This window comes from Micromonospora sp. NPDC005413, assembly GCF_040606435.1.
GTDB lineage: Bacteria > Actinomycetota > Actinomycetes > Mycobacteriales > Micromonosporaceae > Micromonospora.
The window spans coordinates 41,309-63,057 of sequence record NZ_JBEXEV010000033.1; the positions used below are offsets into that span (position 1 = coordinate 41,309).

Consider the following 21,749-nt stretch of genomic DNA (forward strand, 5'->3'; position numbering starts at 1 on the left):
CGTCCCGGCATGATGAAAGGCTTGGCACATGAGTTCCGCACCTGCACAGCACGACGCACCGACCGACGCCACCCCCGCCGGCACCGACGAGGTGAACGCCTTCACCGAGCTCGGGCTGCGGGCCGAGCTGCTGGGCGCGCTGGCCGCCCTCGGGTACGAGGAGCCGACCCCCATCCAGCGGGAGGCGATCCCACCGCTGCTGGAGGGTCGGGACCTGCTGGGTCAGGCGGCCACCGGCACCGGCAAGACGGCGGCGTTCGCGCTGCCGCTGCTGAACCTCATGACGGCACACCGCCAGGGCGGCGACCCGGTGGCGCTGGTGCTGGTGCCGACCCGGGAGCTGGCGGTGCAGGTCTCCGAGGCGTTCCACCGCTATGGCAAGGACCTGGGCGCGCGGGTGCTGCCGATCTACGGTGGGCAGCCGATCGGGCGGCAGCTGCGGGCACTGGACAGCGGCGTCGACGTGGTGGTGGCCACCCCCGGGCGTGCCCTCGATCACATCGCCCGGGGCACCCTGCGCCTGGGCGGGCTGGCCACGGTGGTGCTCGACGAGGCCGACGAGATGCTCGACATGGGCTTCGCCGAGGATATCGAGGCAATCCTGGAGCACGCCCCCGCGCAGCGCCAGACGGTGCTCTTCTCGGCCACCATGCCGTCCCGGATCGACGGGATGGCCCGGCAGCACCTGCGCGAGCCGGTCCGGATCGAGATCGGCCGCGAGCAGGCGGTCGCGGGTGAGGCGCCCCGGGTGCGGCAGAGCGCCTACATCGTGACGCGGGCGCACAAGCCGGCCGCGCTGGGCCGGGTGTTGGACGTGGAGTCCCCCACCGCCGCGATCGTGTTCTGCCGCAGCCGGGAGGAGGTCGACCGGCTGACCGAGACGATGAACGGCCGGGGCTACCGCTCCGAGGCGCTGCACGGCGGCATGAGCCAGGAACAGCGCGACCGGGTGATGGGCCGGCTGCGGGCGGGCACGGCCGACCTGCTGGTGGCCACCGACGTGGCGGCCCGTGGGCTGGACATCGAGCAGCTCACCCACGTGGTCAACTACGACGTGCCGTCGGCGCCGGAGTCGTACGTGCACCGCATCGGCCGGGTGGGCCGGGCCGGCCGCGAGGGCGTGGCGATCACCCTCGCCGAGCCGCGAGAGCACCGGATGCTCAAGACCATCGAGCGGGTCACCGGCCAGCGGATCACGATAGACAAGATCCCCACGGTGGCGGACATGCGGACCCGCCGGTTGGAGCTGACCCAGGCGGCGCTGCGGGAGAGCCTGCTGGAGGACGACCTCGACCCGTTCCGGGTGATCGTGGAGACGCTGACCGACGAGTTCGATCTGATGGAGGTCGCCCTCGCCGCGGTGAAGCTCGCGCACGAGGTGGCCTCGCCGGGCTCCGACGACGATGAGGAGATCCCGCAGGTGCCGGTGCGCGGCCCGCGCGAGGGCCGACCGGAGGATGGCGGCCGCGGCGGCGATCGCCGTGGCGGTGGCCGGCCGCGTTCCGGCGGCGGCAACACCGTCCAGGTCTTCGTCGGCCTGGGCCGGCGCGCCGGGGTGCGCCCGCAGGATCTGGTCGGCGCGATCACCGGGGAGACCGGCATCCGCGGCCGGGACATCGGCTCGATCGAGATCGCCGACCGGTTCTCGCTGGTCGAGGTGCCGCAGGGGGTGGCCGACGAGGTGATCTCCGGGTTGCGCTCCAGCACGATCAAGGGCCGCAAGGCCACCGTGCGCCGGGACCGCGGGGGCGACGAGCGCTGAGCACGCCGCCGGCGACCGCCGGGGTACGACGGTCGCCGGCGCTGCGAGCGCCACTGATCTGAAGGCTGCGGTGGGGCGGTGACCGGGCGTCGCCCCGACTGCTACTCGACGTTTCCGCTGAGGACGTTGTTGGCGCCGACCAGCGATCTGCCGCCGGAGACATGGTCGAAGGCGCGCATCACATTGTTGCTGACGATCCAGTGGTTGCTGCTACCGAACGTCATGATCGGCCGATCCTGCCGACGGGGCGTCGCGTCGTCGTAGAACTGGTTGCCGATCACCTGGCACATGGTGGAATCGCGGCCACGGACCCCGTTCGCACCATTCTCGTGGATGTCGAGACCCATGATCCGGGTACGTCCGGACGAGGAGACCTCGATGCCGTTGGAGGCGTTACGCCACAGCCGGCCGCCGATGAACTGATTTCCCCAGACCTGCCGCAGTTCGGCTCCGCTGCCGGTGCCACCCGTGCCGTTCGACTCCAGGTAGACGTTCTGGAAGATGTTTCGATGGGCGCTGTCGCGCAGCTCGACGCCGTTGCCGACGCACCCCCAGACGTGGAGATTGTCGAAGAAGCAGGAACCGTCGTGCAGTCGTATCCCGGTCTGGCATTCACCGACCCAGATATTGAGGAACTCGTTGTCGTATGCCACGGCGTTCACGAAGATGCCGAAGCCGAGACAGTCCTCGATATTGATGTCAGTGATCTTGTTGGCGTGGGCGCTGGTGTTCGCATCAATACCGACGAACTCGATGGCGTGGCTGCCCGAGTTGCTGAAGTGCAGGTGGTGGAAGGTGGATCGGGGGCCACGGACGGTCATCAGCACGTTCGAGGTCCGCATGCCGTGGAAGTGCACGTTGGAGACCTGGTTGTACTTTCCGGTCGAGATCAGACGACCGGTGTAACCCGGAGCCGGCTGAATGATCGCCGAGCCGATGTTCTCTCCGGTCCAGGTCACGCTCGTCGGGAACACGATCTCCGATCCGAGACCGAGTCTGCCCACCGGCTGGACGATCTCCCCGCCGTCGGACGGCAGCAGACTCAGCGCGGTGGCGACCTTTTCGGACTCGTCACTGCCGTCGAGCAGGCAGCCGACCCGGGGGTCCCGCAGGCTGAGCGGGGCCTCCCGCACGGTCGTGACCGAGGGCGAACCGGTCTGTTCCGCACCCGCCAGGGTGGCGACCGTCGTCGCTACCGCAGCGCCCGCGCCGCCGGCGAAGAGCAGCCGCCGCCCCATCCGCCGTCCCGCTGGATCTGACCGTTGCGGCACTGCCGGCGGTACCGCACCAGGCGCACTCACGATCGGTTCCATGACTCTCTCCCGTTGTGTGCCACATCGAGCAGCGGGCAGACTCTACAGCGGATCACCGTCCGCTGTGACCGCGCACGGTCGGCGCCCGATCGACGTGCTTGACCGACGGAAGCACTCTGCCGGCGACCGCCGGGGTAGGACGGTCGCCGGCGCCGCGGATCAGAAGGAGTACGGGCCGAAGCGGCCCCACGCCACCACGGCGGCGAGGACGAGCAGCACCGTGCAGGTGATCGCGCCCTGGATTTCCGCCTTACGCCGCTCCTCGGTGTCCTGCTTCTTCATGTCGCGCAGGTGCACCAGAATGCCGCCGATCATGACGATGACCAGCCCGACCGCGGCGAGGGGGGTGAGCACGGTGGCGATGCCGGTGAGCGGGGGCAGCACCAGCCCGATGGCGGCCAGCAGCTCGACGGCGCCGAGCGCCTTGACCTGGGTCGGCGGGACCGGGTCCACCCACCGCATCATGTCGCGCAGCTTCTCCTTGGGCTGGGTCAGCTTGGCCACGCCGGCGCCGGCAAAGACGACAGCGAGCAGAATCTGGATGATCCAGAGCACCACGTTCACGGGGGTTCCTCCAGGGGGCCGCCTCGCGGCGGAGAGGTAGTTGAAAGTTCAAGCGAGACAGTAGACCCCTCCGCGCGTACCAGAAGGACCCCCGCCGTCGGTAAGACGGCGGGGGTCCCTCTGGTCGGAGCGTCAGGCGGCGGCGAGCGCCGGAGGGTCCAGCGCCTCGACGTCGGCCGGGCGCAGCGCCAGGGCGAGCACGTCGGCCACGTCGGCCAGGGTGTGCACGGTCAGCGCCTCGCGCACCTCGGTCGGCAGGTCGTCCAGGTCGGGCTCGTTGCGCGCCGGGATGATCACCTCGGTGAGGCCGGCCCGGTGCGCGGCGAGCAGCTTCTGCTTCACCCCACCGATCGGCAGGACCCGACCGGAGAGCGTCACCTCGCCGGTCATCCCGAACTCGGGGCGGACCGGGCGGCCGGTGACCAGCGACGCCAGGGCCGTCACCATCGTGATGCCGGCACTCGGACCGTCCTTGGGCACCGCGCCCGCCGGGACGTGCAGGTGGATCCGCCGTCCCGCCAGGGCGTTCGGGTCGATGCCGAGCCGACGCCCGTTGGAGCGCAGGTAGGAGAGGGCAATGTGCGCCGACTCCTTCATCACGTCACCGAGCTGGCCGGTCAGGGTCAGCCCCGGCTCGCCCTCCATGCTGGTCGCCTCGATGAAGAGCACGTCCCCACCGGCGCCCGTGACCGCGAGGCCGGTGGCCACGCCGGGCACCGCGGTGCGCTCGGCCGATTCCGGGGTGAACTTCGGCCGCCCCAGGTAGCCCGTGAGGTTGTCGGTGTCGACGCGTACCGGCGACGGGTCGGTCGCCAGCGCCACCGCCACCTTGCGCAGGATCTTGGCCAGACCACGCTCCAGCTGCCGGACGCCGGCCTCCCGGGTGTACTCCCCCGCGATCAGCGCGAGAGCCTCGTCGGCGATGCTGACCTCGTCGGCGGTCAGGCCGGCCCGCTCCCGCTGCCGGGGCAGCAGGTGGTCCCGGGCGATGGAGACCTTCTCGTCCTCGGTGTACCCGTCCAGGGTGACCAGCTCCATCCGGTCCAGCAGCGGGCTGGGGATGGACTCCACCACGTTGGCGGTGGCCAGGAAGAGCACGTCGGACAGGTCGAGGTCGACCTCCAGGTAGTGATCCCGGAAGGTGTGGTTCTGAGCCGGGTCGAGCACCTCCAGCAGGGCGGCGGCCGGGTCGCCGGCGTAGCCGGCGGCCAGCTTGTCCACCTCATCGAGGAGCACGACGGGGTTCATCGAGCCGGCTTCGCGCAGCGCGCGGACGATCCGGCCGGGCAGCGCGCCCACGTAGGTGCGCCGGTGACCGCGGATCTCCGCCTCGTCGCGGACGCCGCCGAGCGAGACCCGGACGAAGTTGCGCCCGAGTGCCCGGGCCACGGACTCGCCGAGGCTGGTCTTGCCCACCCCGGGAGGACCGGCGAGGGCGAGGACCGCCCCGGAACCGCGACCGCCGACCACGCCGAGGTTGCGCTCGGCACGCCGGTTGCGCACGGCCAGGTACTCCAGGATGCGGTCCTTCACGTCGGCCAGACCGGCGTGGTCGGCGTCGAGCACCGCCCGGGCCGCGGCCAGGTCGGTGTTGTCCTGGGTACGCGTGCCCCACGGCATCTCGAGCACGGTGTCCAGCCAGGTGCGGATCCAACCCGCCTCCGGAGAGGCGTCACTGGCCCGCTCCAACTTGCCGACCTCGCGCAGGGCCGCCTCGCGGACCTTCTCCGGCAGCTCGGCGGACTCGACCCGGGAACGGTAGTCGGCCGAACCATCCGGCTCGTCCTCGCCCAGCTCCTTGCGGATCGCGGCGAGCTGCTGACGCAGCAGGAACTCCCGCTGGGACTTCTCCAGCCCCTCGCGGACGTCACTGTTGATCTGCTCGGTGACCTCCTGCTCGGCCAGGTAGTCCTTCACCCAACCGACCAGCAGCTCCAGCCGGGCGGTGACGTCCGGCGCGGCGAGCAGTTCGGTCTTCTGGTCCAGAGTCAGCCAGGGCGCGTAGCCGGCCGAGTCGGCCAGCTCGGAAAGGTCTGTCATCCGTTCCACCGCGTCGATGACCTGCCAGGCGCCCCTCTGCTGGAGCACGGAGGTCACCAGGGCGCGGTACTCGCGGGCGAGTTCCCGGGCGCGGCCGGCGTGAGCGGGTTCGTCGAGTTCGGTCGCCTCGACCCAGAGTGCGGCGCCGGGGCCGGGCACGCCGGAGCCGATCCGGGCCCGGGACAGGCCACGGATGACGGCGACGGGCTCACCCTCGGGCAGCCGGCCGACCTTCTCGATGGTGGCGACCACGCCGACCGGGCCGTACTCGCCGTCGATACGGGGCACGGCCAGCAGCTTGCGGTCGCCGGTCGCCCGCGCCGCGTCGATCGCGGCCTGGGTGGTCGGGTCGAGGGTCACCGGGATGACCATGCCGGGCAGCAGCACGGCGTCGGTCAGGGGAAGTACCGGAAGAGTTGCCATCGAACACCTGCTATCGCGTTGAGTTGAGCGTGTCTCACTCAAGTAACAAAGCGTTCCCCTTGTTCCGGTGTGTGACCCAGACCACTGTCCGGCCCCGTACGTCGAGCCGCCCGGGACCGGCGGGCGACCCGACGAGAGGCGTCAGGTGAGCTTGCTCTTGACCGTGTTGACGACCGAGCCGGCCGCACCTGGGTTGGTGCCGTACAACCGCGGATCCCCCGGAGGCAGAACCGGCTCCGGGGCGTTCGTCCGCGGGCTGTCGCCGTACCGGAACTCGCCCTTGCCATCCGGCGTGAGCCCGGACGCCCACCGCCCCTCGGCGGCGTCGGCGCCCGAGGAGAAGCTCAGGTAGGTGTAGCCGAACTCCTCGGTGAACTCGCCGGAATCCGGGAAGGCCTCCGGCACCGGCATGTCCTCCAGCCCGTCCTCCTTGAGCTGCTCGATCGCCGCCAGCCACATGTTCTGGTGCATCGTGTCGCGGGCCAGCAGGAAGCGCAGCATCTGCTTGACGCCTGGGTCGTCGGTCATGTTGAACAACCGGGCGACCTGTAGCCGACCCTGCGCCTCCGCGGTGACGTTGAGCTGGAAATCGGCCAGCAGGTTGCCGCTCGCGGTGACGAATGAGCCGTTCCAGGGCACCCCGTTGGCGTCGGCGGGCAACGCCCCACCACCGCCATGGATGAAGTGCGCCGGGTTCGAGGCGGCGAAGGTCGCCGCGCCCCCGGGGTTGTCCGCGATGCCCTCCGACAGCGACAGCGGCGCGTTGTCCAACAACCGGGTGATCATCGTGACGATCATCTCGACGTGGCCCATCTCCTCGGTGCCGACGTCGAGCAGCAGATCCTTGTACTTGCCGGGCAGCCGGCAGTTCCAGCCCTGGAAGAGGTACTGGTTGGCGACGGTCATCTCGCCCCACTTGCCGCCCAGAACCTCCTGTAATCGGCGGGCGAACGCGGCGTCCGGGCCGTCCGGTTTGGCCTCGAACTGCAGGTCCTTGACATGACTGAACATCTGACCCCCTCGGTATGGGAAAACCGGCAGCGAGGCCGTTCCCACCTCGGTGACCCGACCGGGCCAACCCGTGTCCCGCCGGGGTCAACGCACCGGGTGAACCACGGGCAGCAGCACCTCCAGCGCCACGCCGCGCGGCCGCAGCCGGTGGACGCGCAGCGCTCCCCCATCCGTCGCGACGAGCTGACGCACGATCCACAGCCCCAGGCCGGACATCCCGACAGCTGGCGCCGGTCGGCGCAGCGCGGCCAGCAGCGCATCGTCCACCCGCCCCTCGTCGGTGACCAGGATGCTCAGACCGGGACCCCGCAGAGTGGCGTAGAGCCCGATTGCCCCCTCCGCCGGCCCGTGCCGCAGCGCGTTCTCCACCAGGTTGACCAGCACCTGCCGGGTCCGTCCGGCCGGCACCGGGCAGGAGCCCGCACTCCGGGTGGCCCGCGCACGCCGTCGACGGGCCGGCACCAGCGCGGCGGCCTCGCGCAGGATGCCCGCGAGGGGGACGGCCGGCTCCGACTGTGGGGCCAGGGCCAGAGCGCCGGTGCCGGCGGTCGCGTCGCGCAGCAGGATCTGCAGGTGGACCGCCTGGTCGCGGGCCAGCTCGGTGATCGCCCGCCGGTCGGCGCTGGTCAACTCGCGGTGCTCGTCGGCCAGGGCGCGGGTCAGCGAGGTCAGGGTGCTGATCGGCGTACGGAACTCGTGGCACAGCACGCGCAGCAGCAACTCGGAATCGACCTCCGGTGATCGGTGGTCACCCGGTGCGGGCTCGATTCGGCGCAACCCTCGCAGTAGACCCTGCAAACCGTGGCGTGCGCGCATCCACCCGACTCCCCTCGTTCGGTGCGTACCCGCATGATCGGTACCCGCTGGGGAACGGCGCAGACATGCCGGGAGCCTCCACCATGCGACTCGTTGTCGTGGACGATCACCCCCTCTTCGTCCGCGGTCTGGAGTTGCTGCTTCCCGTCACCACCGACGGCCGTGCCGAGGTGGTCGCCTCGACCGGCGACGCCGCCGCCGCGGCGGCGCTGATCAGCCGCTGCCACCCCGACCTGGCCCTGGTCGACCTGCACATGCCGCCACCCGGTGGCATCCGGGCAGTGGCCGCGATCCGGCGGACGACCCCACGGGTACGGGTGGTCGCGATGTCCGGTTCCGCAGACGCCACACCGGCGCTGGAGGCGCTGCGGGCCGGCGCCGAGGGGTTCCTGCCGAAAACCAGCGAAGCGGAGGAACTGCTGCCCCCGCTGCTGGCCATCCTCGACGGCTGGGCGGTGCTGCCGGCCAATTTGCTGTGCGCCCTGCTGCGCCCCACACAGGCCACACCGGTCGACCTCGACGGCGAGGAACGTCGGCTGCTGCGGTCGATCGCCGCTGGCCGCAACACCGTCGACATCGCGGAAGAACTGCACGTCTCGGAGCGGACGGTCAAACGGATGACCGCCGCGTTGCTGCGCAAGCTGCGGGTTTCCAACCGGGCGGAGGCGGCGGCCATCGCCGGGCAGGCCGGTCTCCTCAGCGAATGAACTCCCCCTTCATCGCGCCGATTCACGGTTTTGCTCGGTAACGGAATCGCGACGCGCCGAATGAATGGGACGCATATTGTTGCGGATTACCGGGGTGATAGGTCAGACTTTGGGCACATCCCGCCGCACACAGGGAGTAATCGGCAATGGCGAGAAAAGTAATCACGGTCCTGACCGACGACCTCGACGGTGGGAAGGCCGACCGGACGGTCGAGTTCAGTCTCGACGGCGTGGCCTACACGATCGACGTCTCGGACGAGAATGCCGGCGTCCTGCGCAAGGCACTCGATCCATACATCAATGCGGGTCGGCGGATCGGGCGCGGCCCGGTCGAGAGCACCCGCTCAGTCCGGCGGCCGGGACGACCCACCGGCGCGGGAATGGACCGGGAGCAGAACCGGGCCATCCGGGAATGGGCCGTCAAGAACGGCTACAAGATTTCCGAGCGGGGCCGGATCCCGGTTGAGGTCGTTGAGGCGTACAAGAGCCGCTGACGCACAAGTATGACGACGGGGTCCCGCCGGAAACGGTGTGGCCCCGTCGATTGTCGGGCACCAGAAACGACACGGCGGCCGGTCACCCAGGGTTGTCGCCCCGGGTGACCGGCCGCCGTTAGTCAAGTCGGGTCAGTTGACGTCGATGCGCACCGAGTCGAACGCGGGGGTCTGGTTGGCCCGCTCCATCATCGGCAGGCGGTGCGAACCATCGCCGGCCCAGACGGAGCACTGCGCCGTACCCGATTCCGGCAGGCCCGGAATCTGAATGGTCACCTCGTCAGGCTGGGCACCTCCGCGGCCGTCCTCGGTCGCGACGAAGAACGCGGGCACCTCCTGCGGCTCTGGCGGTGCGGTCAGGCTGTCGAGCATCCGGCAGGCGGTGTGGAAGTGGCCCCGGACCAGCCCCTGGTCGTTGAGCAGGGAACTCTCCACGTAGTAGCCACCCTGACCGGCGGCGAGGAAGCGGTCGCGGACCAGGTTGCGGGTGCTGATCCGCAGGGTGAAGGCCTGGTCGCGGCCGACCTGCTCGGGGAACTGGGTGATCAGCAGCGACGGGTTGTTGGCGGCGGCGCCGACCTCACCGAATTCGGTGCTCACGCAGCGGTTGCCGATCTGGAAGCCGTCGTGCGGCTGGAGCTGACTCTCGTCGCAGTCATTGGCCAGCACACCAAGCCCGGCCCCGGGGGCGTTGCCACCATTGTTCCCGCCGGTGTTGCCACCACCGTTGTTTCCGCCGTTGTTGCCACCACCGGTGTTCCCGCCGCCGGTGTTGCCACCACCGTTGTTCCCACCGTTGTTGCCGCCCGTGTTGCTGGTCGGCTGCACCTGGCACTCGGCGAGCTGCGCGAGACCCTGCGGGCGGGGCCCGACACGGTCGATGGCGGTCGTGATCCGGTCCAGCACCGCGCGACGCTTGCCGGCGAGCGGCTGGAGGATCGCGCTACGGATGAACGCCTCACCCTTGTTTCCCTCGGCGGCCAGCCGGCGGTCCGCCTCGGCGATCTGGGTCTGCAGCTGGGCGAGGTTGCGGTCCACCTCGGCCCGCGCCCGGTCCGGCACCTGCGGCAGCTTGGCCGTCACGTCCGGACAGGCGATGGCCGTGCCGGTGCCCACCGTGCCGTCCTTGCCGTCCTCGCACTCGGGGACCGACTGCTGCCCGTCACCCCAGTGATTACGCACCCACCGACCGTTCTGCCAGGTCCGGCTGGTCGAGGCGCCGCCAGCCGGCGCGGTCGAGCCCGGGCTCGGCTCCACGCACTGCCCGGAAGCCGGACGTGGCTTGTTCGTCCGCCGGTCCTGGGCCGACGAAATCTGGGTCACGGCGACGACTCCGCCGAAGACCACGAGCGTGCCGACAACGGCCAGCAGACGCTTGCTCCGCGCGTTGCCGGATGACCGGCGCGCCCGTGTGGACCTGCGCATCGAATTGCTCTCCTTCTCGATCCGGTAGTGGATTCCTGCCCTCGGCGGACCGACGGATGTGCGATGGCACGCCACGGCGGCGACCACCGTGACCTACCCGGTAACATGTCGATGGCCGACGATGCCCTTTCCGCACCGCCTCCCGCGTCCCGGTCGACGCGGATGGGGAGATCTGTTCATTCGCGCAGGAGTACGGGACGGCGACCGGGAAGGTTCAACCGGCGCACAGGAAATTGCCGCGACCCGACACGGAGCCGGTGCGGAGCAGGGGTCAGCAGGTGAAACGGGTGCCGATCAGTCGGCGCAGAGGTGGTCGAAGGCGAATCCGCCCACCAGGTCGTTCCGGCGCTGACTCAGCGCGACGATCTGCGCGGTCAACTCGGCGCGCGGCAGCAGATCCGCACCCTCGTTCTCAGCGGCACGCAGCCGCTCCCCGACGGCGACCGTGGCGAGATCCTCGGCCAGCCGTGCCGCGTCGACGCCGCACGAGAAGCGGTGCTCGGTCACCGAGACCCGCTCGATGAGGCACACGTCGGGGCGTACCTGCACCCAACTCCACCCCTGTGCCGGCCCGTCCGTCCAGCGCACGTGCAACCCTCGCACGATCGGGTCGGCCAGCCGCCCGGCCACGTACGCCTCGACCGCCGCCGCGCGGGTCAGCGCGCCGAGGTCGTTGACCGGCCCGGTACGGCCGTCCGGCAGCCGACCGAGGATGTCCCGGAAACCCACCGGGGCCGGCTCGTCCCCAGTGGCGGTCACCCCGGCACCGCCCGCGGCGTAGGCGCGCGCGTCGATCACGTACTCCACGAGGCGCCGGCCGTGCTCGGCCGCCCGCAACGTCGGCGATCCGATCCGCAGCACGGGCAGGCCGAGGGCCGCGCTCACCGCGTCCTTGAGTCGCTCAGCGCGCTGCTCCGCCGAGCCGGCGGACGCGACCGGGCCGATCTCCACGGCGACGATCGGCCGGCCGGTGTCAGCGGAGCAGATCACGAAGTCGAAGCTGGCGCGACTGGCCGCACTCCACTGGCTGCCGGTGACACCGGGCGGACGGCCCTGGACCAGGTCGCTGAGCCGGCGCGCCGGATAGGCCCGGTAGCCGGCGCGGCTGAGCAGCGTGTCGCGCCCGCCGTCGGCGGGCACCGCCCGCAGCCAGCCGCGGTCGTCGCTGCCGGTGCTCGTCATCTGCCTGATCCATCCGCCGGTCGGTCGCGCCGGGCCGAGTCTAGGCGGTAGATCATGGTGCTCGCCTCGGCGGTGCGGCCCCAGCTGGCCGGACCCACGGACCGACCGACCGCTACTCGGCGGCGCCCATCACCAGGCCCTCGATGGTGTGCTTCTGCCGGATCGGCTCCAACCGGTCCACCACCGGGCAGTGCAGGTGCTCTCGGACCATCGGGGGCAGGCCCTCCCAGTAGCTTCGGGTGACGGCCATGTCGTGGTGGGCGGCGTTGCCCGCGCCCGGGGCATCGACGCCGAGCACCAGCACCGGCCGGGCCGACCGGGAGACGTTCGGGGTGCCGCGGTGGATGGTCAGCGCCGACCGGGCCGAGATGTCCCCGCGCTGCGGGTACTTGCGCACCGCCCGCTGCTGGTAACGGGGGTAGCGCTCCCGGGGCGGGAACATCCCGTGGTCGAAGTCGGCCTCGTCGTCCCACTGGGTGCCCGGGGCGATCTCGAACGGCCCCATCTCCTCCACCGTGTCGACAGTGGTCAGGTTGAACGCCAACGATGTGAGCCGCCGCTGCCGCCGGGTCTCCTCCGGCATCGGGAAGTCCCGGTGCCACGGCTGCATCGCCGCACCGGGAAAGGGGATGTCGAAGCCCAGCTCGACGATCTCGTACTCCGGGCCCAGCACCGCCTGACAGACCGACACCAGCCACGGATGGGTGACCAGCTCGACGAAGCCGCGCAGCTGCTCCGGGTGGATCTCCACGTACCAGCGCTGTGGGCCTCGTCCGACGGCACCGTCGGGGCGCGAGCGCGCCTCCTCGAACGCGGCGGCCACATCGTGGCCGACCTGCTCCACCCAGGCCGGGTCGAAGGCGCCCCGGCAGGCCGTGATGCCGTCGCGGTAGAGGTCGCCGAGTGCCTCGACCGGCACCTCGTCCTCGCCGGTGGGCGCGAGGTGGGCGGCTGCCGCTGGCGGGGCCGGTGGAACGCGCATCGAGAGCTCCTCGGGGGACGAAGCATGGCTTACAACGTTGTAGAAGCGTGCCAAGAACCGCCGAACGACGCCAGCGCTCAACCAGGCAGCTGTGACTGAGATCACACCAACGCCGTGTTCCAGGGGTCCCGCCTGGGTGTATCCAGCGGGGTCGCCGGTAGCGGACCGGCCGGGAGGTCAGCATGTCGGGACAGCAGTTCGGCACCCTCGCCGGTGGTGACCTGAGCGCTCGCCAGCGTCAGGGTGACCCTCGCCGTGCCCGCCGGCCTCGACGGGCCGGTGATCCGACCATTCTCCGGCGCCCTCGCGCTGATCGAGCGGGGCGACACCACCGACTCCCCCCGCGCCCCATCGCCACCCGCCCGTCCGCCCCGACCAGCGGCCCCGCACAGAGCGCTGGCCCCGCCCCGACCGCCGGCCCCGCCCCGACCGTCGGCCCCGCCGGCGGGACCCCGAGCACCGGGACCCGCGCCAGCATCGACGCGGACCGTCGCGAACAGAGCACCATCGGGGTGGCAGACGTCGCGCGGATCGCGACCGAAGCGGCCGACCAGGTGCCCGGCGTATCCGGTGCCCGCCCGGCCACCGTCCGCCTGAGCGACCGGTCCGTGGGCCTCGACCTGCACCTGGTCACCTCGTACGGGCACAGCGTGCCCGCCGTCGCCGAGGCCGTCCGGATGGCGGTCGCCGACCGGGTGGCCGCCGGCACCGGGCTCACCGTGGCCGCGGTAACCATCACGGTGGAGGATCTGCTCGTCCCCGGGGCGGACGGCGCCGGGACCCGACGACCCGTCAGTTGGCCGGGGGCCGGCATGCGGACCGTCAACCGGGCAGGCTCGCTGCTGCTGTCCGTCGCCCTGCTCGCCGGCGGCGCGCTGCTGGCCGTGCAGGCGCTGCTGGTCACGCTGGACCGCCCGGCACCGCTGCTCGCCCGCGCCGGCTGGTACGACGCGCTGACCACCACTCGTTGGCACGACTCAAGCGTCCGGACCGTGGCCGGCGTGGCCGTACTGCTGGGCCTGGTCATCCTGGCCACCCAGCTGCGCCGCTGGACACCGGTTCGGCTGCGGATCGACGAGCGGGACGGCTGGCACCTCCGCCGGCGGTGCGTGGAACGCCGGCTCACCGACGCGGCCGCGACCGTGCCAGGCGTGCGCCGGGCCCGGGTGCGGGTCCGCCGGCGCGGCGACCAGTGGTGCCCCCGGGTGCGCGCCACGGGCGACCCGGCGGCCCGTGCGGAGGTCGAGTTCGCGGTGCACCAGGAGCTGCATCAGCTCGCCTCGCCCCCGACCGGCCGGATCGAGATACGGCTGCTGCCCCGCAGGCGGCCCGCATGACCGACGCCGCACACCGGCTGCTGTGGACCATCGTCGCGCTGCTGCTGGTGGCTGCCGGAACGACCGCGCTGGTGGTCAGCTTCGGGGCGCTGCCCGGCGACGACCCCGGCGCGGCACTGCTCGGCGCCGGGATGCTGGACGCGTGGCGGCTGGCCACGCCCTGGAGCACCCTGGCCGCGGCGGTCACCGGGGTGCTGATCGCCCTCGCCGGGCAGCGCCTGCTGGACCGCGAGCTGCGCCGGCCCGGCCGGGCACTGCGCGGCACGCTGAGCCATTCCGGGAGCCACCCCGGCCGCACCCGCCTGGAAACCGAAGTGCTCGTCCACGCACTGGAGCGTGACCTGACCGGCGACCCCGGGGTACGCCGCGCCCGGGTGGTGCTCACCGGTGCACCGCCGCGACCCGACGTGTGGATACGGGTGGACCTGGCGGCCGACGCCCGGGCCGACGGCGTACGCGAGCACGTCGATGCCGCGGTCCGCCGGTTCGCGACGACCGCTGGCTGCACACCCGCGCACCTCGACGTGACCGCCCGCATCGAGCCCGGCCGCCCCTGACCCGCGCCGCGCCGCGCCGCGCCGACGAGACGGGCATGATCGGTGCCGGGACGGGTGGCGGACGGAGGTACGCGGATGCGGGTGGTGTCGCTGGTGCCGTCACTGACCGAGGCGGTGGCGCTGACCGTGCCAGGAGTGCTGGTCGGGGCCACGGACTGGTGCAGCCATCCGGCCGGGCTGGACGTCGCCCGGGTCGGCGGCAGCAAGTACCCGGACCTGGACCGGGTCCGCGCGCTGCGGCCGGACCTGGTGCTGCTCAACGTGGAGGAGAACCGCCGGGCCGACGCGGAGGCGCTGCGGGCGGCCGGCGTGCCGGTGCACGTCACCTATCCGCGTACCGTCCCGGGCGCGTTGACCGAGCTGGGCGACCTCCTGGCCGAGCTGGGTGTGTCGGCGGAACCGGCCTGGCTGCGGGCCGCCCGACGGGCGTGGGCCGAGCCGCCCCGGCTGGCACCGCCCCGCCGGGCGGTGGTGCCGGTCTGGCGTCGGCCATGGGTGGTGCTCGGTGGCGACACGTTCGCCGGTGACGTGCTGCGCCGGCTCGGCGTGGTCAACGGGTACGACGAACACCCTGAGCGCTATCCCCGCCCGACCCTCGCCGAGTTACGCGAGCAGGAGCCGGAGCTGGTGGTGCTGCCCGACGAGCCGTACCGGTTCACGGCCGACGACGGGCCGGAGGCGTTTCCCGGCGTACCGTGTGCTCTGCTCTCTGGTCGGCACCTGACCTGGTACGGCCCCTCTCTGGCCGAGGCGCCCGCGCTGCTGGCCGATCAACTGTCCCGGCCGGTGCTGGTCGGCTGACCCGGCGTTTCAGCCCGCCCGGGGGCGCCGCGCGGCCAGGATGCTGGCGCCGATGGAGACCGCCAGGGTCAGCACCACCACCGCGAGGGTCAACCAGACCGGCAGCTTGCCCACCGGCGTCTCGGCGAGGATGAGCTTCAGCCCCGCGAAGGCGAGCAACAGCGCAAGGCCGTACCGCAGGTACCCGAAGTTCCGCAGCAGACCGGCCAGGCAGAAGTAGAGGCTCCGCAGCCCCAGTACGGCGAACGCGGTGGCCGTCCAGACCAGGAAGGTGTTGGTGGTGATGGCGAGGATCGCCGCCACCGAGTCGATGGCGAAGACCACGTCGGTGGCCTCGATGGCGACGAGCGCCACCAGCAGCAGCGTCGCCACGCGCCGTCCGTCCACCCGGGCGGTGAACCGGCTTCCGTGGTAGCGGGCATCGGTGGGCATCAGCCGCCGGAACAGCCGAACCACGACGTTGCGCTCCGGGTCGACGTCCGGCTTGCCACGTACGGCCAGCCGCCAGCCGGTCCAGATCAGGAAGGCGCCCAGCACGAAACCGGCCCAGGTGAGCCGGTCCAACAGCTCGGCGCCGGCGAAGATGAACAGCAGGCGGAAGACGAGCGCCCCCACGACACCCCAGAACAACACCTTGTGCTGGTAGCCCGGCGGCACCTGGAAGTAACCGAAGAGCAGGGCGAAGACGAACACGTTGTCCACCGACAGCGCCTTTTCCAGCAGGTAGCCGGAGAAGTACGCGATGGCCGAGTCGCCACCGAGGCCCCACCAGACGACGCACCCGAACAGGAGGCCCGCACCGATCCAGATGGCGCTCCACAGCAGCGCCTCGCGCAGCTCGATGACGTGGTTGTCCCGGTGCAGGAGCACATCCACGGCGAGCATCACGGCGATCACCGCCCCGACCGCCGGCCAGGCCCACAGCGGGACCGCGACCGTCGCCTCAGCCACCGACGCCCTCCGCATCGACCACGGTGCACCGCCCGCTACCCCGCCGGTCGGCCGTTCCCGAGCCTAGGCGAACGGCCGACCCGACATCGGCGGTCCGGCGAAGTCGGTCCCCTCACGCCCACGACCTCCCGGTGCGGGTCGCGACCAGCACCCTCGTCGTCCACCTCGGACGCTACGACTCGACGACGGTCGTCAGGGTCGCCGGACCGGACCGGAGGGGTCAAACGTCCCGGGCCGTTGCGGTCTGTCGGCCCTGCCGCCCGGAGCGCCGTGGGCGTCCACTGGAGATGCCACCGGGAAGTGCGGTGCGAAGCTGAGAAGGGACGTGGAGACCATGACCGCGACGACCGACCGGTTCACCGCCGAGAACACCGCTCCGACGGCCGGCACCACTCGAGAGCGGGCCGTCCGGTACCTCCTGGCCGGCCTCCGGCTGGCGCTCGGCTGGGTCTTCCTCTGGGCGTTCATCGACAAGATGTTCGGCCTCGGGATGGCCACCGAGTCGAAGGGTGCCTGGATCAACGGTGGCAGCCCCACCAAGGGCTTCCTGACCTTCGGTGTGGCGGGCCCGTTCAAGGACGTCTACGCCGGGATCGCCGGCGCCGCCTGGGCGGACTGGCTCTTCATGGCCGGCCTGGCCGGGATCGGTGTCGCCCTGCTGCTCGGCATCGGGATGCGAATCGCCGCCGTGGCCGGTGGGCTGCTGCTGGTCCTGATGTGGACCGCCGTCCTGCCCCCGGAGAACAACCCCTTCATGGACGACCACCTGATCTACGCCGCGGTGCTGGCGGTCCTGGCGCTGGTCAACGCCGGCGACACCTGGGGCCTCGGCCCGGTGTGGGCGAAGCTGCCGATCGTCCAGCGGGTGCCCTGGCTGCGATGAACCACCGCGCACCACCCTCTCGGCGGGCGTCACCATCACCGGTGACGCCCGCCGATCTTGCACTTGCTGCCCTGACGAACGGTGCGAACCGGGGCACACCGGGGACCACAAGTGCAAGATCGACGCGGGGGTGGGCGGAGCAGGTAGCGGGTCCGCCGCACATCGGTGGGGTGCGATCCGGCAGGATCGACGGTGACCGGACACATCACCCGACACGGCAGGAGATCCCCGCATGAACCAGGCAGCAGGCGCCCGATCGAGCAAGCCCGAGGTGGGTCCGATCGAGGGTGCGCCGCCGGCCGACCTCGTGATCGAGGACATCACCGTGGGCGAGGGCCCACAGGCCGAGCCGGGCCAACTGGCCAGCGTGCACTACGTAGGCGTGTCGCACTCCACCGGCGGCGAGTTCGACTCGTCCTGGGGCCGCGGCGAGGCGTTCGAGTTCCCGCTCGGCGGCGGGCAGGTCATCGCCGGCTGGGACCAGGGTGTCGTCGGCATGCGTGTCGGCGGCCGGCGCCGCCTCACCATCCCGCCACACCTGGGGTACGGCGACCGCGGCGCGGCCGGCGTCATCAAGCCGGGCGAGACGCTGATCTTCATCGTCGACCTGCTCGGCGTGCGCTGACCGATTCTCGGGGGGTCGTCGGCCCAAGCCGGCGGCCCCCGCGCCGCACCTCGGGTAGGACGGGTGCCGGCCCACGCCAGCGGCCCCGCACTGTGCTTCGGTAGGACCGGCGCTGGCCCGGGTCGGCAGTGTCGAGCCCTGCCGAGCAAGACCGGCGCTGGCCCGTGTAGGCGGTATCGGACCGGGCTCGATCGGGTGCGGCCCTGGGGTCAGGCGGCCAGCTGCAGGTGTGCGGTCGCGACCACCGGGCGACGCGCGGCCTCGACCACCCGGCCCGGCTCCAGAATCGGCATCACGCGGTGCAGGCCGGTAGCGCGCAGCACCCGCGCCACCACCGGGCTCGGGTCGACCAGGACCAGCTCGCCACCGCGCGCCCGGACGCGCAGATGCGCGGCGAGTAAGGTGCGGACGCCTGCGGCGGAGAGCAGCCGCAGCTCGGACAACTCCAGCTGGAGCACCGGACGCGCCGGCGCGGACCACAACGCGGACCGGAACGCAGCCACCGTGGCGATGTCGACCTCGCCGGCCACCCGCACGAGGACCACCTGGTCACCCACGCTGACCTGCACATCGAACCGGTCGCTCTGCTCTCCCATGACCAGAAATCTAGCCCCCACCACCGACAGTTTCGCCCCTCTGCGGAGTGATTCCGGGTACGCCCAGGGTCATACCCCGAGGCGCCCCTCCTCCCTCTCGGGGTGGAGGTCAGGGGCCTGGCCTCGACGGCCCAGCGACCACCACCCGCAGACCACCGCCCCGCAGACCACCACCCGACGACCACCGCCCCGCAGACCACCACCCGACGACGACCGCCCGTCGGCCTGTTGTTCGGACGGTGATCCACTCCAGGTCGCCGATGTCGGGGTATCGCGTCATCGGGACACCCCGACATCGCCGATACGGTGTTGATCACGCCGGTCGGCGCGCCGCGCGAGCGATGATTCGGAAACGACAGGTGTCTGGCGTGGAGAATAGGCCGATGCTGATCCCTCGGCCCCGGCCGCCCCGGCTGATCCGTCCCGTCCGCGAGCCGGCAACCGTCCCTCCGGCGCTGGTCGGTGCGTGGGCTGCCAACGACCGCCGGCTCGACCGAGCCGAGTTGCTACCCCTCCCCTCGGGTGCCGTCGGCCCGGAGGACGTGCTGGTCGACGGCACCGGCCGAGTGATCAGTGGCGACGAGGACGGTCGGCTCTGGTGGTGGCCGGTCGACGCGCCGGCCGGCACCCGACCCCAACTGCTGGCCGAGACCGGTGGCCGGCCGCTCGGCATCGAGTTGGACCCGTCCGGTGAGTCGCTGGTGGTCTGCGACGCGTACCGCGGGTTGCTCCGGGTCACGCCCGACGGCGCGGTACGCGAACTGACCGGGACGGCACCCCCGGTGCACCTGGCCAACAACGCGACGGTGGGCCGCGACGGCACCATCTACTTCACCGACAGCTCCGACCGGTTCCCGGTCTCGCACTGGAAGCGGGACCTGCTGGAGCACCGCCCCAACGGCCGGGTGCTGGCCCATTACCCGGGCAGCGGCCGCACCGAGGTGGTGGCCGACGGGCTGTACTTCCCCAACGGGATCGCCCTGACCCCGGACGAGTCGGCGCTGATGCTGGTGGAGACCAGCACCCACCGCCTGCTCCGCGTCGAGCTGAGCGGCGGCGTCCGGGTTCTCGCCGACCTGCCCGCGTACCCGGACAATCTCTCCGCCGTGGGCGACGGGACGTACTGGATCGCGCTACCCAGCCCACGGGTGCCGATCGCCGAGCGGCTGTTGCCGCACCCGCGACTGCGCCAGATCGCCGCCCTGCTGCCGGACGCGATGCAGCCACAGCCACGCCGCTACGGGCTGGTCGCGCTGGTCGACGGCACGGGCGCGGTCCGCCGGACGCTGCACGGCCCGGACGGGCACTACTGGATGATCACCGGGGTACGCCAGCACGGCGATCAGCTCTGGCTGGGCAGCCTGATCGGGCCCGGGGTGGCGCGCGTACCCCTGGACTGAAACGTCCGGAGGCCCGTCACCAGGTCGGCGCTGCATGACCCACGGCAACCGGACGAGGGGCCGGCCCGCCGCGATGGCGGGCCGGCCCCGAATGCCGGCGGTGGTTTCTCAGCGGCCGCTGACCGAGGGCGCCGGGGCGGGCGACCCGCCGGCCACCGCGCCCGGGTGCGCCGGAGCGACCGGCGCGGGCTTGAGCCCGGGCGGCACCGGCAGGGCGCTGCCGCGGACGAACTCGTCCCAGCTCACGTTCCACGCGGTCCAGCCGTTGCCCGGTTGCAACTCCACCTCGGTGCCCTTGACGGTGACCAGGTCACCGACCTGCGTCACCCCCATCAACCACTCCGCGGCGGTCGCGGAGACGTTCGCGCAGCCGTGCGAGACGTTGGTGCTGCCCTGGTCCCCCTCGGACCACGGGGCGGAATGAATGAACTCACCGCCCCAGGTGTAGCGCTGGGCGTCGTCGACGTCGACCACGTAGCCACCGTTCGGCTCACCCCGGGTGTCGAAGGTGGTCCGCTGGTGCTTCTCCATGATCACCATTTTGCCGCTTGAACTGGGCGTGCTCGGCTTGCCCAGGCTGACCGGGATCCGGCGGACCTGCTTGCCGTCGCGCAGCACCGTCATCTGCTTGGTGGCATTGTCGATCTCCAGCGAGACCTGTCGTCCGATCTTGGAGGTCGCGGTCCGCTCGGCGTCGCCGATCCGATCCTTACCGATCGGCAGACCCTCCAGGCCGGCCCGAACGCTGATCGTGGTCCCCGGCTTCCAGAAATCGGGCGCCCGGTAATAGACCTGACTTCCGTCCTCCAGCCACGACCAGGCGCCCGGCTGCGGCGGATTGGTCTTCACGAACAACCGCCGCTGGACATCCGCTCTGGCCTCTTTCGGAATTGCCGGGTCGAACGCGACGGTTACCGGCATCGCTGTGCCGTACGTCCGATTGCCGACGAAATAGAGCGTGCTGGTGATCTGCGGTTTGGTCGATTTGGCCATCGTGGTGAACGTGGTGGTGCGAGTGGTGGTGGCACCCGAGTCACCGGTCGCGGTCACCTCGGCGGTGTAGGTCCGTCGCGGTTGCAGCGGCGCGTTCGGCACCCAGCCCGAGCCGTCCTCGCGCGGCTCGGCGGTGACCTGCTTGCCCTTGTCGTCGGTGAGGCGTACGCCGGTGACCCGTCCACCCTTGACCACAGTGCCCACCTCGGCGCTGACCGGGACGTCCCGGGCCTTGTCCCCCGGCGTCACGGCGAGCTCCGGCGAGGCTACGTGCTCCTTGCCCGAGCCGTTCGCCCGCTCCCGGTCGGCGGTGCACCCACCCAGGACGAGCGGTGCAGCTGCGATGGTTACCGCCAACAGCGTCAATCGCCGCCTAGACGTCATGTTTCAGTCCCCCCGTTTCGGCTTCCCTCTGCCACATTCTCGCTTCCTCGACAGGGGCGTCCACGGCATTCGGAAATAATCGTCGGCGCATTTATCGACGCATTTTCCGATGCTGCGTCACTTGGCGGAACAAGCGTTCAAGCAACCTCTCTCATGTTCTTTGCTCTGCTTCAGCGGAGGCAGCACCGGCTGTCCTGATACCGGGCGTCTGGTGGTGCCTGGGGTGAAGCGGAGCGAGCCCTACCGGAGGTCCCGCACGTCCCACCGAGCGCGGGACGTAGGAGGTCAGGCCGGGCGGCGCACGTCGAGGGAAGACTTTTGTCAGCTGGAGGGAAACTTCTGCCAAACGCGACGAACCTTTGCCTTCGTCCGGAGGCAAGGGTAGGGTCACGATCTAGATAGAGGGTTGCCCATACGTCGATCAGCTTGCCGCCACCCCTGCCGGGTCGCCGCGTTCCGCTCCCGATGGGTCCGGGCCGCACCCGCGCGCCGTCCCTCACCGT

General features: G+C 71.4%; 20 protein-coding genes. 9 read left to right on the forward strand and 11 right to left on the reverse strand.

Going from position 1 to position 21,749, the window contains the following annotated elements; all coding sequences use genetic code 11:
* Positions 1–28 precede the first annotated feature (28 nt).
* Entirely contained in the window at positions 29–1,762 is a 1,734-nt protein-coding gene (locus tag ABZS37_RS26660) for a DEAD/DEAH box helicase (protein ID WP_355173288.1), read from the forward strand.
* Between the two features lie 101 nt (positions 1,763–1,863).
* Here the strand turns inward: ABZS37_RS26660 and ABZS37_RS26665 are convergent, their stop codons facing one another.
* The 5 genes from ABZS37_RS26665 to ABZS37_RS26685 form a co-directional block, all read right to left on the reverse strand.
* Positions 1,864–3,000, reverse strand: coding sequence for a right-handed parallel beta-helix repeat-containing protein (locus ABZS37_RS26665; protein WP_355173290.1), 1,137 nt, complete (start codon positions 2,998–3,000; stop codon positions 1,864–1,866).
* 234 nt (positions 3,001–3,234) lie between these two features.
* The gene (locus ABZS37_RS26670) at positions 3,235–3,639 is read right to left on the reverse strand and encodes a DoxX family protein (protein WP_355173292.1); all 405 of its coding nucleotides are present in this window, start codon (positions 3,637–3,639) and stop codon (positions 3,235–3,237) included.
* A gap of 132 nt (positions 3,640–3,771) precedes the next feature.
* The gene (gene lon, locus ABZS37_RS26675) at positions 3,772–6,102 is read right to left on the reverse strand and encodes an endopeptidase La (RefSeq protein WP_355173294.1); all 2,331 of its coding nucleotides are present in this window, start codon (positions 6,100–6,102) and stop codon (positions 3,772–3,774) included.
* Between the two features lie 141 nt (positions 6,103–6,243).
* Positions 6,244–7,113, reverse strand: a complete 870-nt coding sequence (locus tag ABZS37_RS26680) for a manganese catalase family protein (RefSeq protein ID WP_355173296.1) — start codon at positions 7,111–7,113, stop codon at positions 6,244–6,246.
* Positions 7,114–7,197: 84 nt separating this feature from the next.
* Positions 7,198–7,929 carry a HAMP domain-containing sensor histidine kinase gene (locus ABZS37_RS26685; protein ID WP_355173298.1) on the reverse strand — a complete coding sequence of 244 codons (732 nt, stop codon included), beginning with the start codon at positions 7,927–7,929 and terminating at the stop codon, positions 7,198–7,200.
* A gap of 83 nt (positions 7,930–8,012) precedes the next feature.
* Between ABZS37_RS26685 and ABZS37_RS26690 the strand changes: the two genes are divergently transcribed.
* Both ABZS37_RS26690 and ABZS37_RS26695 read left to right on the forward strand, forming a co-directional pair.
* Positions 8,013–8,636, forward strand: a complete 624-nt coding sequence (locus tag ABZS37_RS26690; RefSeq protein ID WP_355173300.1) for a response regulator transcription factor — start codon at positions 8,013–8,015, stop codon at positions 8,634–8,636.
* A gap of 146 nt (positions 8,637–8,782) precedes the next feature.
* Positions 8,783–9,130: an Lsr2 family protein gene (locus tag ABZS37_RS26695; protein ID WP_210784867.1), complete on the forward strand. Its 348-nt coding sequence runs from the start codon at positions 8,783–8,785 to the stop codon at positions 9,128–9,130.
* A 132-nt stretch (positions 9,131–9,262) separates the two neighbouring features.
* Here the strand turns inward: ABZS37_RS26695 and ABZS37_RS26700 are convergent, their stop codons facing one another.
* The 3 genes from ABZS37_RS26700 to ABZS37_RS26710 form a co-directional block, all read right to left on the reverse strand.
* A complete protein-coding gene (locus ABZS37_RS26700) occupies positions 9,263–10,555 on the reverse strand; it encodes a hypothetical protein (protein WP_355173302.1) in 1,293 nt (430 codons plus the stop codon).
* A gap of 294 nt (positions 10,556–10,849) precedes the next feature.
* Complete coding sequence (locus ABZS37_RS26705; protein ID WP_355173304.1) at positions 10,850–11,737, reverse strand: DUF2726 domain-containing protein; 888 nt, start codon at positions 11,735–11,737, stop codon at positions 10,850–10,852.
* A gap of 112 nt (positions 11,738–11,849) precedes the next feature.
* Positions 11,850–12,719 (reverse strand): phytanoyl-CoA dioxygenase family protein, encoded by an 870-nt coding sequence (locus ABZS37_RS26710; protein ID WP_355173306.1) that lies wholly within the window; start codon positions 12,717–12,719, stop codon positions 11,850–11,852.
* 182 nt (positions 12,720–12,901) lie between these two features.
* Here ABZS37_RS26710 and ABZS37_RS26715 point away from each other — a divergent pair, with 182 nt between their 5' ends.
* From ABZS37_RS26715 to ABZS37_RS26725, 3 genes are all read left to right on the forward strand, one after another.
* On the forward strand, positions 12,902–14,056 hold the full coding sequence (locus ABZS37_RS26715) for an Asp23/Gls24 family envelope stress response protein (protein WP_355173308.1): 1,155 nt from the start codon (positions 12,902–12,904) through the stop codon (positions 14,054–14,056).
* On the forward strand, positions 14,053–14,613 hold the full coding sequence (locus ABZS37_RS26720) for a hypothetical protein (protein WP_355173310.1): 561 nt from the start codon (positions 14,053–14,055) through the stop codon (positions 14,611–14,613). The genes ABZS37_RS26715 and ABZS37_RS26720 overlap by 4 nt, the downstream gene beginning before the upstream one ends.
* Before the next feature lie 75 nt (positions 14,614–14,688).
* Positions 14,689–15,414 carry a helical backbone metal receptor gene (locus tag ABZS37_RS26725; protein WP_355173312.1) on the forward strand — a complete coding sequence of 242 codons (726 nt, stop codon included), beginning with the start codon at positions 14,689–14,691 and terminating at the stop codon, positions 15,412–15,414.
* A gap of 9 nt (positions 15,415–15,423) precedes the next feature.
* Here ABZS37_RS26725 and ABZS37_RS26730 read toward each other — a convergent pair whose 3' ends face one another.
* Positions 15,424–16,365 carry a TerC/Alx family metal homeostasis membrane protein gene (locus ABZS37_RS26730; protein WP_355173314.1) on the reverse strand — a complete coding sequence of 314 codons (942 nt, stop codon included), beginning with the start codon at positions 16,363–16,365 and terminating at the stop codon, positions 15,424–15,426.
* 325 nt (positions 16,366–16,690) lie between these two features.
* Between ABZS37_RS26730 and ABZS37_RS26735 the strand changes: the two genes are divergently transcribed.
* Positions 16,691–17,248 (forward strand): hypothetical protein, encoded by a 558-nt coding sequence (locus ABZS37_RS26735; RefSeq protein WP_355173316.1) that lies wholly within the window; start codon positions 16,691–16,693, stop codon positions 17,246–17,248.
* 232 nt (positions 17,249–17,480) lie between these two features.
* Entirely contained in the window at positions 17,481–17,873 is a 393-nt protein-coding gene (locus ABZS37_RS26740) for an FKBP-type peptidyl-prolyl cis-trans isomerase (RefSeq protein ID WP_355173318.1), read from the forward strand.
* Between the two features lie 209 nt (positions 17,874–18,082).
* Here the strand turns inward: ABZS37_RS26740 and ABZS37_RS26745 are convergent, their stop codons facing one another.
* Positions 18,083–18,469, reverse strand: coding sequence for an anti-sigma factor antagonist (locus ABZS37_RS26745; protein WP_355173320.1), 387 nt, complete (start codon positions 18,467–18,469; stop codon positions 18,083–18,085).
* A 383-nt stretch (positions 18,470–18,852) separates the two neighbouring features.
* Between ABZS37_RS26745 and ABZS37_RS26750 the strand changes: the two genes are divergently transcribed.
* The gene (locus ABZS37_RS26750; RefSeq protein WP_355173322.1) at positions 18,853–19,869 is read left to right on the forward strand and encodes an SMP-30/gluconolactonase/LRE family protein; all 1,017 of its coding nucleotides are present in this window, start codon (positions 18,853–18,855) and stop codon (positions 19,867–19,869) included.
* Positions 19,870–19,977: 108 nt separating this feature from the next.
* Here ABZS37_RS26750 and ABZS37_RS26755 read toward each other — a convergent pair whose 3' ends face one another.
* On the reverse strand, positions 19,978–21,246 hold the full coding sequence (locus tag ABZS37_RS26755) for an Ig-like domain-containing protein (RefSeq protein ID WP_355173324.1): 1,269 nt from the start codon (positions 21,244–21,246) through the stop codon (positions 19,978–19,980).
* Positions 21,247–21,749: the final 503 nt, after the last annotated feature.

Bases quoted from the DNA above. Each gene is read 5' to 3' on its own strand.
- ABZS37_RS26710 (WP_355173306.1), bottom strand. From the start codon at position 12,719: ATGCGCGTTCCACCGGCCCCGCCAGCGGCAGCCGCCCACCTCGCGCCC.
- ABZS37_RS26690 (WP_355173300.1), top strand. From the start codon at position 8,013: ATGCGACTCGTTGTCGTGGACGATCACCCCCTCTTCGTCCGCGGTCTG.
- ABZS37_RS26660 (WP_355173288.1), top strand. From the start codon at position 29: ATGAGTTCCGCACCTGCACAGCACGACGCACCGACCGACGCCACCCCC.
- ABZS37_RS26715 (WP_355173308.1), top strand. From the start codon at position 12,902: ATGTCGGGACAGCAGTTCGGCACCCTCGCCGGTGGTGACCTGAGCGCT.
- ABZS37_RS26680 (WP_355173296.1), bottom strand. From the start codon at position 7,113: ATGTTCAGTCATGTCAAGGACCTGCAGTTCGAGGCCAAACCGGACGGC.
- ABZS37_RS26685 (WP_355173298.1), bottom strand. From the start codon at position 7,929: ATGCGCGCACGCCACGGTTTGCAGGGTCTACTGCGAGGGTTGCGCCGA.
- ABZS37_RS26705 (WP_355173304.1), bottom strand. From the start codon at position 11,737: ATGACGAGCACCGGCAGCGACGACCGCGGCTGGCTGCGGGCGGTGCCC.
- ABZS37_RS26695 (WP_210784867.1), top strand. From the start codon at position 8,783: ATGGCGAGAAAAGTAATCACGGTCCTGACCGACGACCTCGACGGTGGG.
- ABZS37_RS26745 (WP_355173320.1), bottom strand. From the start codon at position 18,469: ATGGGAGAGCAGAGCGACCGGTTCGATGTGCAGGTCAGCGTGGGTGAC.
- ABZS37_RS26755 (WP_355173324.1), bottom strand. From the start codon at position 21,246: ATGACGTCTAGGCGGCGATTGACGCTGTTGGCGGTAACCATCGCAGCT.
- ABZS37_RS26700 (WP_355173302.1), bottom strand. From the start codon at position 10,555: ATGCGCAGGTCCACACGGGCGCGCCGGTCATCCGGCAACGCGCGGAGC.
- ABZS37_RS26740 (WP_355173318.1), top strand. From the start codon at position 17,481: ATGAACCAGGCAGCAGGCGCCCGATCGAGCAAGCCCGAGGTGGGTCCG.
- ABZS37_RS26665 (WP_355173290.1), bottom strand. From the start codon at position 3,000: ATGGGGCGGCGGCTGCTCTTCGCCGGCGGCGCGGGCGCTGCGGTAGCG.
- ABZS37_RS26750 (WP_355173322.1), top strand. From the start codon at position 18,853: ATGCTGATCCCTCGGCCCCGGCCGCCCCGGCTGATCCGTCCCGTCCGC.
- ABZS37_RS26725 (WP_355173312.1), top strand. From the start codon at position 14,689: ATGCGGGTGGTGTCGCTGGTGCCGTCACTGACCGAGGCGGTGGCGCTG.
- ABZS37_RS26720 (WP_355173310.1), top strand. From the start codon at position 14,053: ATGACCGACGCCGCACACCGGCTGCTGTGGACCATCGTCGCGCTGCTG.
- lon (WP_355173294.1), bottom strand. From the start codon at position 6,102: ATGGCAACTCTTCCGGTACTTCCCCTGACCGACGCCGTGCTGCTGCCC.